12 protein-coding genes and 1 riboswitch are annotated in these 14,700 nt (G+C 47.0%); of the genes, 4 read left to right on the forward strand and 8 right to left on the reverse strand.

The features are described 5' to 3' along the window. Positions 1–42 precede the first annotated feature (42 nt). Positions 43–2,097 (forward strand): sensor domain-containing protein, encoded by a 2,055-nt coding sequence (locus tag KNO95_RS12230; protein ID WP_026826841.1) that lies wholly within the window; start codon positions 43–45, stop codon positions 2,095–2,097. 17 nt (positions 2,098–2,114) lie between these two features. Here KNO95_RS12230 and KNO95_RS12235 read toward each other — a convergent pair whose 3' ends face one another. Then, positions 2,115–3,518, reverse strand: coding sequence for a basic amino acid/polyamine antiporter (locus KNO95_RS12235; RefSeq protein ID WP_214879099.1), 1,404 nt, complete (start codon positions 3,516–3,518; stop codon positions 2,115–2,117). Positions 3,519–3,741: 223 nt separating this feature from the next. Between KNO95_RS12235 and KNO95_RS12240 the strand changes: the two genes are divergently transcribed. Next, a complete protein-coding gene (locus KNO95_RS12240; RefSeq protein WP_214879101.1) occupies positions 3,742–5,367 on the forward strand; it encodes a peptide ABC transporter substrate-binding protein in 1,626 nt (541 codons plus the stop codon). 282 nt (positions 5,368–5,649) lie between these two features. On the opposite strand, the gene KNO95_RS12245 is transcribed toward KNO95_RS12240, so the two are convergent. From KNO95_RS12245 to ade, 3 genes are all read right to left on the reverse strand, one after another. Next, on the reverse strand, positions 5,650–7,242 hold the full coding sequence (locus KNO95_RS12245) for a Na+/H+ antiporter NhaC family protein (RefSeq protein WP_026826844.1): 1,593 nt from the start codon (positions 7,240–7,242) through the stop codon (positions 5,650–5,652). A gap of 112 nt (positions 7,243–7,354) precedes the next feature. After that, a riboswitch (Lysine riboswitch) is annotated at positions 7,355–7,530 on the reverse strand. A gap of 57 nt (positions 7,531–7,587) precedes the next feature. Next, positions 7,588–7,872: a hypothetical protein gene (locus tag KNO95_RS12250; RefSeq protein WP_026826845.1), complete on the reverse strand. Its 285-nt coding sequence runs from the start codon at positions 7,870–7,872 to the stop codon at positions 7,588–7,590. 118 nt (positions 7,873–7,990) lie between these two features. After that, positions 7,991–9,700: an adenine deaminase gene (gene ade / locus KNO95_RS12255; protein ID WP_214879103.1), complete on the reverse strand. Its 1,710-nt coding sequence runs from the start codon at positions 9,698–9,700 to the stop codon at positions 7,991–7,993. A gap of 119 nt (positions 9,701–9,819) precedes the next feature. Between ade and KNO95_RS12260 the strand changes: the two genes are divergently transcribed. Beyond that, positions 9,820–10,353 (forward strand): gamma carbonic anhydrase family protein, encoded by a 534-nt coding sequence (locus KNO95_RS12260; RefSeq protein WP_214879105.1) that lies wholly within the window; start codon positions 9,820–9,822, stop codon positions 10,351–10,353. A gap of 112 nt (positions 10,354–10,465) precedes the next feature. Then, complete coding sequence (locus tag KNO95_RS12265; protein ID WP_214879107.1) at positions 10,466–10,651, forward strand: hypothetical protein; 186 nt, start codon at positions 10,466–10,468, stop codon at positions 10,649–10,651. Positions 10,652–10,753: 102 nt separating this feature from the next. Here the strand turns inward: KNO95_RS12265 and KNO95_RS12270 are convergent, their stop codons facing one another. From KNO95_RS12270 to KNO95_RS12285, 4 genes are all read right to left on the reverse strand, one after another. Next, positions 10,754–11,308, reverse strand: coding sequence for a nitroreductase family protein (locus tag KNO95_RS12270; RefSeq protein WP_214879109.1), 555 nt, complete (start codon positions 11,306–11,308; stop codon positions 10,754–10,756). A gap of 93 nt (positions 11,309–11,401) precedes the next feature. Further along, entirely contained in the window at positions 11,402–12,694 is a 1,293-nt protein-coding gene (gene lysA / locus KNO95_RS12275; protein ID WP_214879111.1) for a diaminopimelate decarboxylase, read from the reverse strand. Continuing rightward, positions 12,664–13,752: an alanine racemase gene (gene alr / locus KNO95_RS12280; protein ID WP_214879113.1), complete on the reverse strand. Its 1,089-nt coding sequence runs from the start codon at positions 13,750–13,752 to the stop codon at positions 12,664–12,666. The genes lysA and alr overlap by 31 nt, the downstream gene beginning before the upstream one ends. 14 nt (positions 13,753–13,766) lie before the next feature. Then, complete coding sequence (locus KNO95_RS12285; RefSeq protein WP_026826852.1) at positions 13,767–14,693, reverse strand: branched-chain amino acid transaminase; 927 nt, start codon at positions 14,691–14,693, stop codon at positions 13,767–13,769. Between the last annotated feature and the right edge of the window lie 7 nt (positions 14,694–14,700).

A 14,700-nucleotide genomic window follows, 5' to 3' on the forward strand; every position in this document is an offset into this window, starting at 1 on the left:
CATTAGAATATGCATTTAGCATGACAGATTGGGGGAAATGATGTGTCTTCATTGCGTGATTTATCGGTTGATCAATTCATCGATGCTTTTTCTGTGCCTTGTTGTTATATTTCTCAAGATGGTACGGTTCTATTATGGAACGAGCATGCCGAAGTGTTATTCGGGTGGGAACGTGAAGAAGTCCTCCATCAGCCACTGCCGGTCGTCCAGCAACTTGACCATGCGCTGGAAACATGGACACCGCTCCTCCTTCAATATCCGTTCTCGACGACGGCGATGACACCATTTCAACATAAAGATGGATCGGTCATCTATGCGACCGCATACTTACAGTCCTTTTCACTCGAAGAGATTTACGGCTATTTCTTGGCCTTTCTTCCGAAAGGATTCGGACCACTCATCAGCACCGAACAATTCAATTTACTTCATCACTTTCAAGAAATGATTAAGCAGTCCACCCATTACTTGGCGACGAACGCGAAAGGTGAAATCGTCGACGCGAACCCTTTGTTATGTCGTCTGCTCGATGTGACGGAACAACAACTCATCGGCCATAGCTGGTTCGAGCTCATTCATGATTCAAGTGACCGAAATGGGATTTCACGTGATGTCTTAACATCTTTGGCCACAAATCAAATATGGAACGGAGAACTTGCTATTTCCTGTAAGGAACATGAACAAGAACCGTGTTGGCTCAATTTGACCGTCGTACCAATCATCAGTGAGAAGAAAGATGTGATTCAGTACACAGCTTTTGGTTTTGATGTCTCTGAGAAAAAACGTCTTGAAAAAGAAGTCGAGTTTCTCGCCTATCAAAATGAATTGACCGGACTCTATAATAAAAAAGGCTTCTTACGTCGATATGACTCGATTCTTCAACAAACCGATGAGCGTGAAGGCCTGCTTCACATCGCTTTGTTCGATATCGACCGTTTCAAAATCATTAACGAGTCATTCGGGTCTCGTGTCGGAAATGAACTCCTCATCCAAATCAAAGAGCGCGCACTGCACCTCATTCCAGAGTCTGCTTTATTGTTCCATCCAACAGGTGGACTGTTCGGTGTCATGTTCTTCGAGGAGTCGAAAGAAGAAGTGTTCCAAGTATTACGGCATCTGCAACACGAACTGCAACGACCGTTTCGTATTTACCATCACTCCATCATGGTATCGATTTCAGTCGGATGTGTATTTTATCCATCTTCGACAAGTTCGCTCGAGGAACTGTATACACGTGCTGAGAGTGCCCTTTTCAAAGGAAAACAAATCGGGGTCGGTACGATTCAATTTGTGACAAAGGATATGGATGCCGCCTTCTCGCGACAAATCCATATTGAAAAGGCGATGTATCGGGCACTTGACGAAAAGCATTTTTATCTCGAATATCAGCCAAAATACGAATTAGCCACAGATCGACTCATTGGGTTCGAAGCACTCCTTCGTTGGCATCATGATGAACTAGGACAAATCCCACCTTCTGAGTTCATCCCACTTGCTGAAGAGATGGCACTCATCGTCCCAATCAACAACTGGGTCATCTTAGAGGCGACGAAACAATTGAAGGAGTGGAAAGATGAGTTCAATCAATCACTCTCGATGGCGATTAATATTTCGCCAAACCAGTTCCGAAGCGAAAGTTTCTTGAATACGCTTCGAAATATCAAGCAACAATTCCAACTCGACCCGGCAGATGTCATCTTAGAAATTACAGAAAGTCTAGTCATGCAACAAACTGATGAAATCATCGAACGTATGGAGCAAATCAAGCGTTTGAACTATCGACTGTCGATTGATGATTTCGGCACCGGTTTCTCTTCTTTACAATACTTGAAATCTTTCCCGGTAGATGAACTCAAAATCGATAAAGTCTTTCTTGATGATTGGATGACGTCCAAATCTCATCTCCTCGACGTCATTGTTCATCTCGGGAAAAGCTTAAATCTCCATGTCGTCGCGGAAGGGGTCGAAGATAAAGAGATGTTGGCGCACTTAAAGTCGACGGATTGTGATTCTTTCCAGGGCTACCTATACGCCAGACCTGCTTCTCCAAGTGCAATCGAACAATTACTCCGGTCATCAAAAAACTCACCGAACGCATAACGCGTCGGTGAGTTTTTTTATAGGGCAATCGAGGCTGTCCAAATTCCGTAAACACCGTATGTCGCACACAATAAAATAATCAAGGCAATCATCGACTGCGTACGAGTCAAGAACGGTCGTCCTTGTTCCCGCTCTGCTAAAAGAAAAACGAAGATGCCAGGCGCATAAAGAATCATCGCAATCAAGACATATTCCAAACCTGATGCATAGAGTAACCAAGCCGCATACAACGAAGCGATACCGGAAATCATCATCATCCGCAATGATGTCGTCCGCTTCGCCTCAATCCACCCAAAAAGTGCTGAAAATAAATATGGGACAAGCGCCGCGATACCAGCGATACTCGACAAGACGAGATACGTCTGTTCCGAGAACAACGCGATGACTGTGACCACTTGGGTGAATACTTGGGTGATGAACAACGCGTTCACCGGTGTATCATTTTTATTCAATCGATTAAACACTTTCGGAAAAACACGATCTCTGCTCGCGACATAAGAAATTTCAGTCGCCAAAATCGTCCACCCGAGCAACGCACCTGTCAACGAAACGAGTAGTCCGATGTTGATTAGCGTAGCGCCAAACGGTCCGACAACGGCCTCTAACACGTATGCCATTGAAGGCTCTGGTAATGCCGCAAGTTGCTCTTGTGTCATGACGCCAAAGGAGAAGATTGAAATCATCATATAAATCAACAACGTTCCAATCAAACCGATCACCGTCGCACGACCGACATCTTTTTTGTGACGTGCGCGAGATGATAAGACGACTGCACCTTCAATGCCGACAAATGCCCAAAGCGTCACGAGCATCGTCGATTTTACTTGAGGGAAGACATCCGTCCATACAAAACCCGACTCTCCCCAAAAGTCGACTTGGAACGTAGTAACCTGAAACGCGAACAGAATAAATACGATAAACAAGAAAATCGGCACGAGTTTCGCAATCGTTGTGACGATATTGAGAAGAGCTGCCTCACGCATCCCACGTGAGATGAGCCAAAACAAACCCCAAATCAGGACGACACTCATGAACAATCGGAACAGTCGGTGTTCTGCTGAGAATATAGGAAAAAAATAAGCCAATGTACTGAAAATCAATGTGATATTGGCTACCGTCCCAATCCAAGCCGACATCCAGTACCCCCATCCGCTGTTGAATCCGACAAACTTCCCGAAACCTTCCCGGGCATAGGCGTAAATTCCACCTTCTAGCTCCGGCCGCGTGTTCGCTAAAAACTGAAACACAAAGGCAAGCATAATCATGCCTACACCCGTAATTCCCCATCCAATTAAAACAGGACCTACCCCGGCCCCTTGTGCCATAGCACCAGGGAGATTGAAGGCACCCCCTCCAATCATTGTCCCGACGACCATTGCCGCGAGACCGAAAAAGCCGATTCCGGCTGAATTTTGTTTCAAGTTAACGCCTCCACTATCACTCTAAGCCTTCGAATAACTATACATATATACTGTATAATCATTCGGAGTTTTGTTTATTGTACTTCCTGAAAGGATTGAAGGATAGACATTCTAAATAAGTTTATATTTTCGAATAATTTGCAAAATTCCATTGCATATTTATCTCATATGTAGTTTAATTACAACATATTCTAAATTATCAGAATTTTCGGGAGGTTGTATAATGCGTAATAAAAAATGGCTAGCTTTATCGGGGGTCGCATTACTTGCGACGGCAGCTTGTAGTACAGGAGACGATTCATCAAGTTCAGAAGGTTCATCTTCGAGCGACAATAAAAAAGAAATTACGATGGTATCGGCAACGGATTTACCGCAGCTCGATCCGACTCTTACAACAGACTCGACATCAATCATCGTGACAAACAACGTATTTGAAGGGTTATATCGTTTAGACGAGAACAACCAACCGACACCAGGGATTGCTGAAGATGTGGAAGTATCAGAGGATGGTCTTACATACACGTTCAAACTACGTGACGCTAACTGGTCAGACGGTTCTCCCATTACAGCTGAGGATTTTGTCTACTCTTGGAAGCGTGCACTCAACCCTGAAACAGGTGCCGAGTATGCGTATATTCTTCAAGACTTAAAAAATGCGAACAAAATTCTTGCAGGCGAAGCATCACTTGACGACCTCGGTGCGAAAGCAGTCGACGAGAAGACGCTTGAGGTGCAATTGGAAGCGCCAGCTCCGTATTTCTTAGGATTGACCGGCTTCCCTACGTATATGCCGCAAAAACAAGAGTTCGTCGAAGAGCAGGGCGAAAAATTCGCGATGACAGTCGACCAAACGCTTTATAACGGTCCTTACGTCTTGAGTGAGTGGCAAGACAATGCCGGTTGGGTCTATAAGAAAAACCCAGAGTATTGGGATGCAGAAAATGTGAAGATGGATACCATCAACGTCAAGGTCGTAAAAGACGTGTCAACAGGTGTCAACTTGTTCGAGTCAGGCGAAGCGGACTACACGCTCCTTTCATCTGAGTTCGTTCCACAATTTGAGGATAGCGACGAATTCAAGACACGTGCTGATGCTCGAATCAACTTCCTTCGCTTCAATCAAAAAAATGAGTATCTTCAAAACGTCAACATTCGTGAAGCACTTGCGAAAGGGTTCGACAAGCAGAGTGTGACGGATGTTATCTTAACGGACGGTTCAGAACCAGCGAACTTTATCGTGGCGAAAGACTTCACGTTCACAGAAGACGGTGCTGACTTCCGGGAGAAACATCCAGATCTCCTCAGCTATAACGTGGATGAAGCAAAAGCAGCTTGGGAGAAAGGATTACAGGAACTTGGAGTCGAAACGATTGAACTCGAATTCCTCTCACGTGATGAGGAAGCGTTCAAGAAAGTCAACGAATTCATCAAAGGTGAGCTCGAGAAAAACTTGCCTGGTTTGACACTCAATATTAAACAACAACCGTTTAAAAACTTCCTTGATCTCGAAGGAAAAGGCGAATATGATGTCTCTGCCGCTGGTTGGGGCCCTGATTATCAGGATCCGATGACATACCTCGACATGTGGGTCACAGATGGTCCATTTAACCGTATGGAGTACTCAAACGACGAGTATGATCAGTTGGTTCAATCAGCGAAAAAAGAAGCTGATCAGATGAAGCGTTGGGAATCAATGCAAGAAGCTGAACGCATCCTTCTCGAAGAAGACTATGCCATCGCTCCGATTTATCAAAAAGGTGAGGCATACTTAGAACGCTCAAACATCGAAAACATGTATCGCCACCCGTTCGGTGCCGATGCAAGTTTCAAATGGCTTGACGTCAAATAATGAGTGTAACCTCTCTGATTCCTACGGGGATTAGGGAGGTTTTTCTGTATTAAATATTTTTTGGAGTCGATGATAAGAACATCGTATTGTTTTTTGACATCCCCCATTCCGGTTACTCGAAATACCATGGTTCTCTTTCCATCTGACCTCACTTCGACACCCATCTCTTTACCTCATCACAGTTGTTTTTTGGTTCGTACACTGCTCGACAGTCTTATTCGCATGTTGAAGGTAACACAAAAAATGACTTCCATCGGTGAGATGGAAGTCATTTTCAAGCTATTATGCTTCACGCTTTGCGCGAAGTTCAGCAGGTACTTTCCCGCGTTTTGAAATCACTTGTGCGATTCCAACCAATACGATGAACGAAATCAATGCAGCGAAGAAACCAATCCAGATTGACCCTGAAATCCCGAGCACTAAGTATCCGATTGCGGACACAGTCGCTGCGAGAATTGCATATGGCAGTTGCGTCAACACGTGATCAATATGGTGTGATCCAGCGCCTGTTGAGCTGAGAATCGTTGTATCGGAGATTGGTGAGCAGTGGTCGCCGAACACCGCACCGGCCAACACAGCAGCAAGGGACGCAAGGAGAAGTTCTGGCTCAACCGCCATGATCAAGTCAGCTCCAATCGGAAGCATCAAACCAAACGTTCCCCAGCTCGTCCCTGTAGAGAACGCCATGAGACCGGCAATCAAGAAGAGAAGGAGCGGCAAGTAAGAAGCGGCAATCGTATCCGTCACGAAACTTGCCAAATATTCACCTGTCTGCATATCACTGATGACCGCAATGATTGTCCAAGCGAATAACAGAATAAGGACAGCTGGCCACATCGCGCGAACACCTTCTCGTACCGCCTTCCCATAGTCACGTCCAGGAATTTTACGTCCGACGAGAAGAAGAAGTGCGACAATTAAACTAATGACGACACCGGCTACGAGCGAACGTGTCACGTCTGTCGATTCGAATGCGCCAATCAACGAAAAGTCTTGCCCGTCTGCCGCGAGTGCTTGGCCTCCTGTGTACAGCATGGCTGATACCGTCGCAATGATGAGCGTGATAATCGGAACGATCAAATCACGTACTTTTCCACCTTCGTGCTCATGTAAGTCTTCACTCATTCCCATTGGTTTCCCTTTTGCGGAATCGTACAATTCGCCTTGGAGGGCACGAAGTTCATGCGTGCGCATCGGTCCGATTGCAAGTCCAGTAAATGCTACATAAGCTGTCAACAAAAGTGCAAAGATTGCATAGAAGTTCATTGGAATGATTTGAATGAACGCTGAAAAAGATGAGTAGCTGTCAATCGAGTATTTCGTTAAAATCCCCGCGATGATGGCGATGATATATGCGCCCCAACTCGAAAGTGGACTGATGACACAGACAGGTGCTGCCGTTGAGTCAATCGTATAGGCCAGTTTTGCACGTGAGATGTTTTTTCGATCCGTAAGTGGACGACTGATGTTACCAACCGCTAAGCTGTTGAAGTAGTCATCGATAAAGATCAAAATACCAAGTCCGAACGACACGAGACGTGCACCGCGCGCTGTCTTGACGTTCGCCGCAGCCCATTCACCGAATGCACGTGCCCCACCTGATGTCTGAATAATCGACGATAAAATACCGAGAAGGAGCAAGAACGCAATCAACAAGACGTTCCATTCATTGATTGCTCCGTCCGACCAAAATAGAGCAATGATGTTCGACCACAAGTATTGAATCGAGTCGAGCAGATTAAAATTGTGCAGTAGTAATATCCCTGCGATAATCCCGGCACCGAGCGACGGGATGACCTTTCTTGTTGTAATCGCCATAATAATTGCAAGTAATGCCGGTACGAGCGAGAGTACCGAAGTTGAATAATCTACCATTCTAAATTCCTCCTTTTTGATTAGGATGAGGCCCCCCTATGCTTAAAAAAACGCAAAGCGAGGGCATCGGCAACAAAGCCGACACCCTCGCTGGATGTTCCGTCTTTCTTAGCCGACTTGGAGCGCTCCATACGTATAATATGTATGGCAGTCCGACGGGTATTTCCCGTCAGCCCAGCACAACCACACAGACATGGTGTTGCACTTCGGCGATCCTGCCTTTTTGTAGTCCTCATCGTTGTCATCCTCCGACTACTTACTCATCAGCATCGCACCTCTACCTCATCGATAGCACGAATATTCATTTAAAGTTACGTCTAAATTATCACAGGTTGATGTCACATATCAATAGTTTTTTTCATCACGAATGATTCGTTTCAAGACCGCAAGCGCTTCTTGGTCATTTGACTCTACTGCTTTAAAGAAATCGTTGAAGAAGTGATACAACACGAACCGGTCAGGATGAGACTTCGTCTGTTCCTTGATCGTAGAAAAAATCAGTCGTCGCAAACGACGTTTCGTTTGCGTTTCTTCCGGTAATTCTTCACATCGGTCCTTGAAAGCACGATATACAGAATTGATCAATTCCTCATGTTCATCATACGACCGATTATAGGCAACTTGTTCCATCTGTAATATCCCCCCTTTCAATGTTGACCCGATGAAACTTGACGTAACTATACCAACTTACTGTCAGGCATTCAATCGTTATCGACCGTTCTTAACAAAAATCATACGTTAGACCGAGTCAAGACTTGATAAATGAGAAAGTGGTCACGTCGAACAACCCCATATCGGTCAATTTCAAATCAGGTATGACCGGTAAAGCGAGGAATGACATTGTCAAATACGGATTGAAATGGCGGTGTGCCCCAACAATATCGAGTGCATCATTCAACTGTTCCAAAATGTCCGCCACTTCTCGGTATGGACGTTTCGTCATGAGGCCTCCGATTTCAAGTGGAAGCACGGCGAGCACTTTCCCTTCCGATACAGCCACGACTCCACCACCTACTTTTTCAAGCGTTTGAGCTGCGAGCAACATATCTTCCGGGCTGACTCCAGCAATGACCAAGTTATGACTGTCATGGGCTACAGTAGCCGCAAGCGCTCCTCGTTTTAACCCGAATCCCGTGACCGGAGCAAGCGCCATGTGCCCTGTTCCGTGATGGCGTTCGATCACAGCGAGCGTTGCGATATCTTGTGATAAATCCGCTCCTGAAGAATCCGGTTGGAACGAAAGGCGCTGTCGTTTCGTCAATAAGCTGTTCGGCAGCACTTGAATGACATCGACCGCTTCCTCACTTGGCTCGAGTTGGAATGAGTCAGCTGTCAATTCAGGTAACGCGAGCTCACCTTTCATCGGCTTTGGTACTTCGACTCCAGCGGCTTCAAATGTCGCATTCCCCGCTTCGGCGACGAGCGCACCATTGACATACACTTGTTCGATTTTAACGGATTCGACGTCTGACAAGATAACGAAGTTCGCTTTCTTACCAGGCGCAATCGCTCCGACCTCTTTCAATCCATAGGCCTCTGCAGCATGCAGACTTGCGATAGCATAAGCCGTTTCCGGCTTGACGCCTTGCTTGATGGCGGTACGGATGTTGTAGTCGATCCCACCTTCCGCGACTAAGTCATCTAAGTGCTTATCGTCCGTACAGAAAAGGAAGCGATGGGCGTTGCTTTCTGTCACGGCTAGACTGACCTTTTCCACGTTTCGAGCAACTGAGCCCTCACGAATCTGAACGTAAAAGCCGCGCCGTACCCGTTCCATCGCCTCTTCAGCAGTTGTACATTCATGGTCTGTCATGATTCCAGCAGAGCGATAGACGTTCAATTGGTCAGGATTTAGACCTGAAGCATGTCCGTCGACCACTTTACCCACTTGCTCCGTCTGCGCAATCTTTTGAAGCATGTCTTCACTTCCCGCTTCAACCGATGGATAGTCCATGACTTCACCTAAGCCATGCACCCCTGGGTCCCCTAAAAATGGAGCCAAGTCTTCAGCATACAGTTTTGCACCCGCATGTTCAAACGGTGTCGCCGGTACACAGCTCGGTAGCATCATCCGGACATCGAGTGGAAGACCTTTCGCATCTGCTAACATATATTCAATTCCGAGCGCTCCGTTCACGTTCGCAATTTCGTGCGGGTCGGCAATCACTGTCGTGACGCCTAGTGGCAAGACGGCTTTTGCAAACTCATGTGGCGGGACCATCGATGACTCGATATGGACGTGTGAGTCGATAAAGGATGGTGCGAGTGTCCATGCCGGGTCGTGGTATTCGACTTCCCCCTCATATCCGTCCCCAATTGCTACGATATACCCTGCATCGATGGCGACGTCTGTACGAATCGTTTCACGACTGTACACGTCAATCACAGCGACGTCTTTAAAGACGACGGCCGCTTTCTTTTTCTTTGCGGCGATGTCAATCAAATGTTGTTTCTCCATCTCTCGTTCTCCTTATTCCACGTATTTTAACTATCTTACCAAGAATATTCTTTTCGTTGCAATTTCTTTTTCAAGTTGTGCGACAATGATAACATATTTATCTGAAAGGGGTTACAAAGATGCAATATAAATTAGAAAAACTGATACCTCAAGTCGATCCGACGGCTTATGTTGCACCGGGAGCACATGTGATTGGTGACGTGACGATTGGGGCTCACTCGGGAGTCTGGTTCAATACCGTCATTCGAGGAGACGAAGGGCCTATTCAAATCGGTTCTTACGTCAACATCCAGGATGGTTCGATGATCCATCAATATGAAGGCTCACCGACTATCATCCATGACCGTGTCTCAATCGGTCATATGGCGATGATTCACGGTTGTGAGATCGAAGAAAATTGCCTAATCGGTATGCATGCCACCGTACTCGACGGAGCGAAGGTCGGAAAAGGATCGTTCGTTGCAGCCGGTGCGCTCGTCACGCCGAACATGCAAATTCCTGAAGGGGTGATGGTGATGGGTGTTCCCGCAAAAGTCGTCCGTCCGTTGAACGATGAAGACCGTTTTATTATGGAAAGAACGGTAAAGAAGTATGCGAAACGCGCTGAACAATATAAACAGTCGTGTATCCCACTATGTGAGACACCTAATTAATGAAAGCGTTTACAAGATTCATAAAATGTTAACGTTTCTCTCGAATTTTCTACATAGTTCCTTTGTATACTGAAGTTGTAGCCAAGCTGACGTATTGAAAGGAGCCCACTCTATGTATCCGAACCATGATCAACTCATGCTAGACCTGTACGCCTCATCCATCGATCCGAGTTATGGCCTTCATATCGATGATTCTTTCGATGACACTCTTCACGGTACGCATCGTGAGGTTTGGGAACGTATGCATTTGGATAATAGTAGAGAAGAAGATTCTAAAAACGGAGGAACGACTAGATGATTCCAACACCTGTGATTCAAGATTGGCTCGCAACTAAATTGAAGCGATAAATGACCAATATATAGATCAAGCGAGCGAAGGGCCATCCCCTCGCTCGCTTTTTTATTCGAACATGATGAGATGTGAGTCAATCGGTTGTCGCGCTTTTGGTGAAGGGATATCCTCGACATCATATTTACCGATTTGAAGTAAACCGATAAAGGTTTCCCCTTCCGCTCCAATCATCTCTTTCAACCGTGCATCGTCAAATAGTCCACCTGTCCGCCACACCATCCCGATTTCACGTTCATTAAACAAGAGTTGGATATTTTGAATAAACGTCGCCGTCGCGAGCAACGCATCACGATTTCCTTTGTCCGTCTCAAAATGTTTTGCCGTCACATATATACAGGTTGCCGCATTTAAAATACGACCGGTCACCTTTTCACGTTGCCCTTCTGACGCCTCCGAGAAGGCTGGTTCGAGCGCATCGAGTAATACCTGTTTCCCGTCCCCGTTGAACACATACACGTTCCATGGTTCGACTTTATTGTGAAATGGTGCATGATGTGCCGATTGCAACACTTCATAGAGCACTTTCGTATCAATGGGTTCTTCTCTGAACATACGGACCGTACGTCTTTCTTCAATTAACTTTTGTGCTACTGTCCTTGTCATGACCGTCACTTCCCCCTTTTTTTCTCTTCTCTATCATAATTGAAAAACGTTCTCATTTCAAAATCAAAAAAGACTACAGATTGCTCTGTAGTCTTACGTCGATTGTCCAATGACTTCACATGCCACCAAGTCTTCAAACGTTTGGCGACGGACGACGAGGCGATGTGTCCCGTCCTTCACGAAGACAACAGCGGGACGAAGCATCTGGTTATAGTTGCTCGCCATCGAGAAGTTATACGCCCCCGTTGCCTTGACGAGTAATAAATCACCCGGTGTGACAGAAGGAATCAACGAGCGGTTCGAGATGATATCTCCCGACTCGCAGCACGCTCCGACAATTTTTGCCTCGAGCGTCTTCTCTTCATTCATTCGTGTCGCTGCCACGACTTCGTACTCCGCGTCATACAATGCCGGACGGATATTATCCGTCATCCCGCCATCGACGGACACAAATGTACGAACACCGCTCACTTCTTTGATGGTCCCCACTTCATAAAGCGTGGCACCTGCATTGGCGACGAGCCAACGCCCTGGCTCAATTCCGACTTTCGGAAGTGGGAGCTCGCGAGCGCTCACTTCTTCAACCAATGTCTCCATGACTTGCTCCATCGTCCGGGCAAAATCGAGATATTCGTCTTCATCCAAGTAAGCGACACCGAAGCCACCACCGATGTTCAAGACGTCCGTCGTATACCCGGTTTCCTGACGAATGTTATCCATGAACCGGACCATCGTCTTCACCGTGTTGGTAAAGAGAGTCGGATCTTGAATTTGAGAGCCGACGTGACAATGGATTCCCTTCAACTGTAAATGCTCGGCTTCCAACGTCGCACGAACAGCATCTAAATACGTATCGTCATGCGTCGGGAAACCGAATTTTGTATCAACCCCACCCGTTTGAATCGCCGCATGGGCACCTCCAACGACTTGAGGCACGATGCGGAGAAGCACATCGACTTCGCGATTATATTCAGCCGCAAGTCCTGACAAGAGGCTAATTTCACGCATATTGTCGATGGTAAAGTGTGTAATCCCTTGTTCGAGCGCGTATGTGAAGTCAAGAATCGTCTTGTTCGACCCGTGGACGTGAATGCGCTCCGCCGGTACACCGGCATGCAGTGCCACGTACATCTCACCCCTTGAGACGACGTCGATGCTCATTCCTGCCGCCATTACTTTTTCATACACGGCCGCAATCGATAACGCTTTTGACGCGTATAACGCATACGTGTTCGGATACTTGTCTAAAAACGTATCCTGAACAATCCCGAGACGACGCTCTAGTTCTCCTTCACTCATGATGTATAAAGGTGTCCCGTACGTCGCTTGAAGTTCACGGACGGACACACCTTCGATCAAACATTCTGATTGATTGGTGGTGTACATACAATTCCTCCTTCAAAGCGATGTGGAATGCGCCACGAACGGGCACAGAGCTGTTCTGAGTTGTTGGCGTAGCCAATACGTGTCACATCATCGATTTTTGTTTCTATACCGTACAACGTGACCTGGTCGCCGATGTGCACATCCTCGTCGACTTTGATGAAGCTATGGCTCATAAAAATGTTACTGACGAACGGATAAGCTTTCCCGTCAATGTGAACGGGTAAATGACGTCTCGCTCGCATCAATCCATCCCCGTATCCGACCGGAAGAACGGCGATTCGTTCCTTCGTTTCGGCCTTGTATCCCGTCCCATATCCGACATGAGCCCCCGCTTCAATGTCATGGACCGCGACCACTTCCGTCTCCCAGTGAAAAGCAGGAACTAACCATTCGACCGGCTCGACCGAAGAATAGCCGTATAAGAAGATCCCGACACGCACATGTGTGCAATGATGCAGACGTGAATCATCTTGAAGCGTGGCCGCACTGTTTGCCGCATGAATCAATTCAAACGTATGACGTTCCATCAAACGTGTCGACCAGTCGGCAAAACGTTCGACTTGAACGCTATGCTCGACTTCCGCATTGTCTGCATCCGCAAGCGGGAAATGTGTACATAACCCAACGAGGTTTAACCCTTCATCCTGACAGAAGGCGATGATTTGTAGCGCTTCTTCAAATGTTTTGGCACCGAATCGATTCATGCCGACATCTAGTTTTAGATGTAGGCGAACACCATCGAGATGCTCCCGCTGTGAGACGAGCCATTCATACGACCCGATAGCAACATCAAAGTCATGGGCATGCACGTGTTGCCACGTATATACCGGGTTCATGACGAGGACACGAGCCTTTTCCGCATGCGTTCGTACTTCAATCGCTTCTTCGAGCGTGGTCACCATGAAATGACGGACCCCTTCATCGTACAAAGTCGTCACAACTGGCTCCATTCCTAGGTTATAGGCATTGTTTTTCACGACCGCAAACACAGGGCGTCCTAGCGTTTCAATCCGACGTTTGTTTTTGCGAATCGCACTCAAGTCAATTGTGACTCCCATACTGTAAAACCCCTTTACTCTTTCACTGCTGATTTAACGAACGTAATCCAGTCGCGGTGTTCTGGAAGTTGTCCTGTCACGGCCTCACGATAGCGTGACAACATTTCTGTCGCGACCGTCTGGACGCCGCTACCGATCGAGATATGGTCGACTTCGATGACGCTCGTCACCTCGGCCGCTGTTCCTGTCAAGAAGATTTCATCGACCACGTACAGCTCGTCGCGTCCGATATGGCGCTCCACGACTTCATAACCTGCTTCTCGCGCAAGTTGCATGACCGTTTGACGTGTGATGCCATCTAATACAGAACAGTCGAGTGATGGTGTCGTGATCGTCTTCCCTTTGACGAGGAAGATGTTCGCGACACTCGCCTCACTGACGTTCCCATTCATATCGAGGGCGATCGCTTCATCAAATCCATCACGAAGCGCCTCTCCTTTTAATAGTTGTGAGTTCATATAGTTTGATGCCGCTTTCGCTTGCATCGGCATCATTGTAGAAGACACACGGCGATACGAGGCCACTTTTGCCCGAATCCCAACTGTCTTGCTGAAATATTCGCCGAGCGGCCAACACGAGATGGCAACATGTACCTTCGTCTCCGTCGTCGGCATAAGTGCTTGCCATGGTGTTCCAAGGAAGACGAACGGACGGATGTAACATGCTTCAAATCCGTTTCGTTCAATCAATTCCATCGTCGCTTGTTCGAGCTCATCCACCGTATACGGTAGTGTGACGTGGTAGTATGCACACGAGCGAACGAGTCGCTCCAAGTGCTCACGCAATCGGAAGATGGCGGGGCCTTCCTCCGTATGGTAGGCACGAATCCCTTCAAAGAACCCACTTCCGTAGTGAATCGCGTGTGTCATGATACTCGTGTTTGCGTCAGTCGGCTCAATCCAAGCCCCGTCTTTCCACATCCATTGTCCATACTGTTCCATAATAAAA

Source organism: Exiguobacterium sp. ERU653 (genome assembly GCF_018617775.1).
GTDB lineage: Bacteria > Bacillota > Bacilli > Exiguobacteriales > Exiguobacteriaceae > Exiguobacterium > Exiguobacterium marinum.

Excerpts from the sequence above, each read along its gene's own strand:
- lysA (WP_214879111.1), bottom strand. The coding sequence starts at position 12,694 with ATGTACACCACCAATCAATCAGAATGTTTGATCGAAGGTGTGTCCGTC.
- KNO95_RS12250 (WP_026826845.1), bottom strand. The coding sequence starts at position 7,872 with ATGGAACAAGTTGCCTATAATCGGTCGTATGATGAACATGAGGAATTG.
- KNO95_RS12265 (WP_214879107.1), top strand. The coding sequence starts at position 10,466 with ATGTATCCGAACCATGATCAACTCATGCTAGACCTGTACGCCTCATCC.
- KNO95_RS12240 (WP_214879101.1), top strand. The coding sequence starts at position 3,742 with ATGCGTAATAAAAAATGGCTAGCTTTATCGGGGGTCGCATTACTTGCG.
- ade (WP_214879103.1), bottom strand. The coding sequence starts at position 9,700 with ATGGAGAAACAACATTTGATTGACATCGCCGCAAAGAAAAAGAAAGCG.
- KNO95_RS12260 (WP_214879105.1), top strand. The coding sequence starts at position 9,820 with ATGCAATATAAATTAGAAAAACTGATACCTCAAGTCGATCCGACGGCT.
- KNO95_RS12285 (WP_026826852.1), bottom strand. The coding sequence starts at position 14,693 with ATGGAACAGTATGGACAATGGATGTGGAAAGACGGGGCTTGGATTGAG.
- alr (WP_214879113.1), bottom strand. The coding sequence starts at position 13,752 with ATGGGAGTCACAATTGACTTGAGTGCGATTCGCAAAAACAAACGTCGG.
- KNO95_RS12245 (WP_026826844.1), bottom strand. The coding sequence starts at position 7,242 with ATGGTAGATTATTCAACTTCGGTACTCTCGCTCGTACCGGCATTACTT.
- KNO95_RS12270 (WP_214879109.1), bottom strand. The coding sequence starts at position 11,308 with ATGACAAGGACAGTAGCACAAAAGTTAATTGAAGAAAGACGTACGGTC.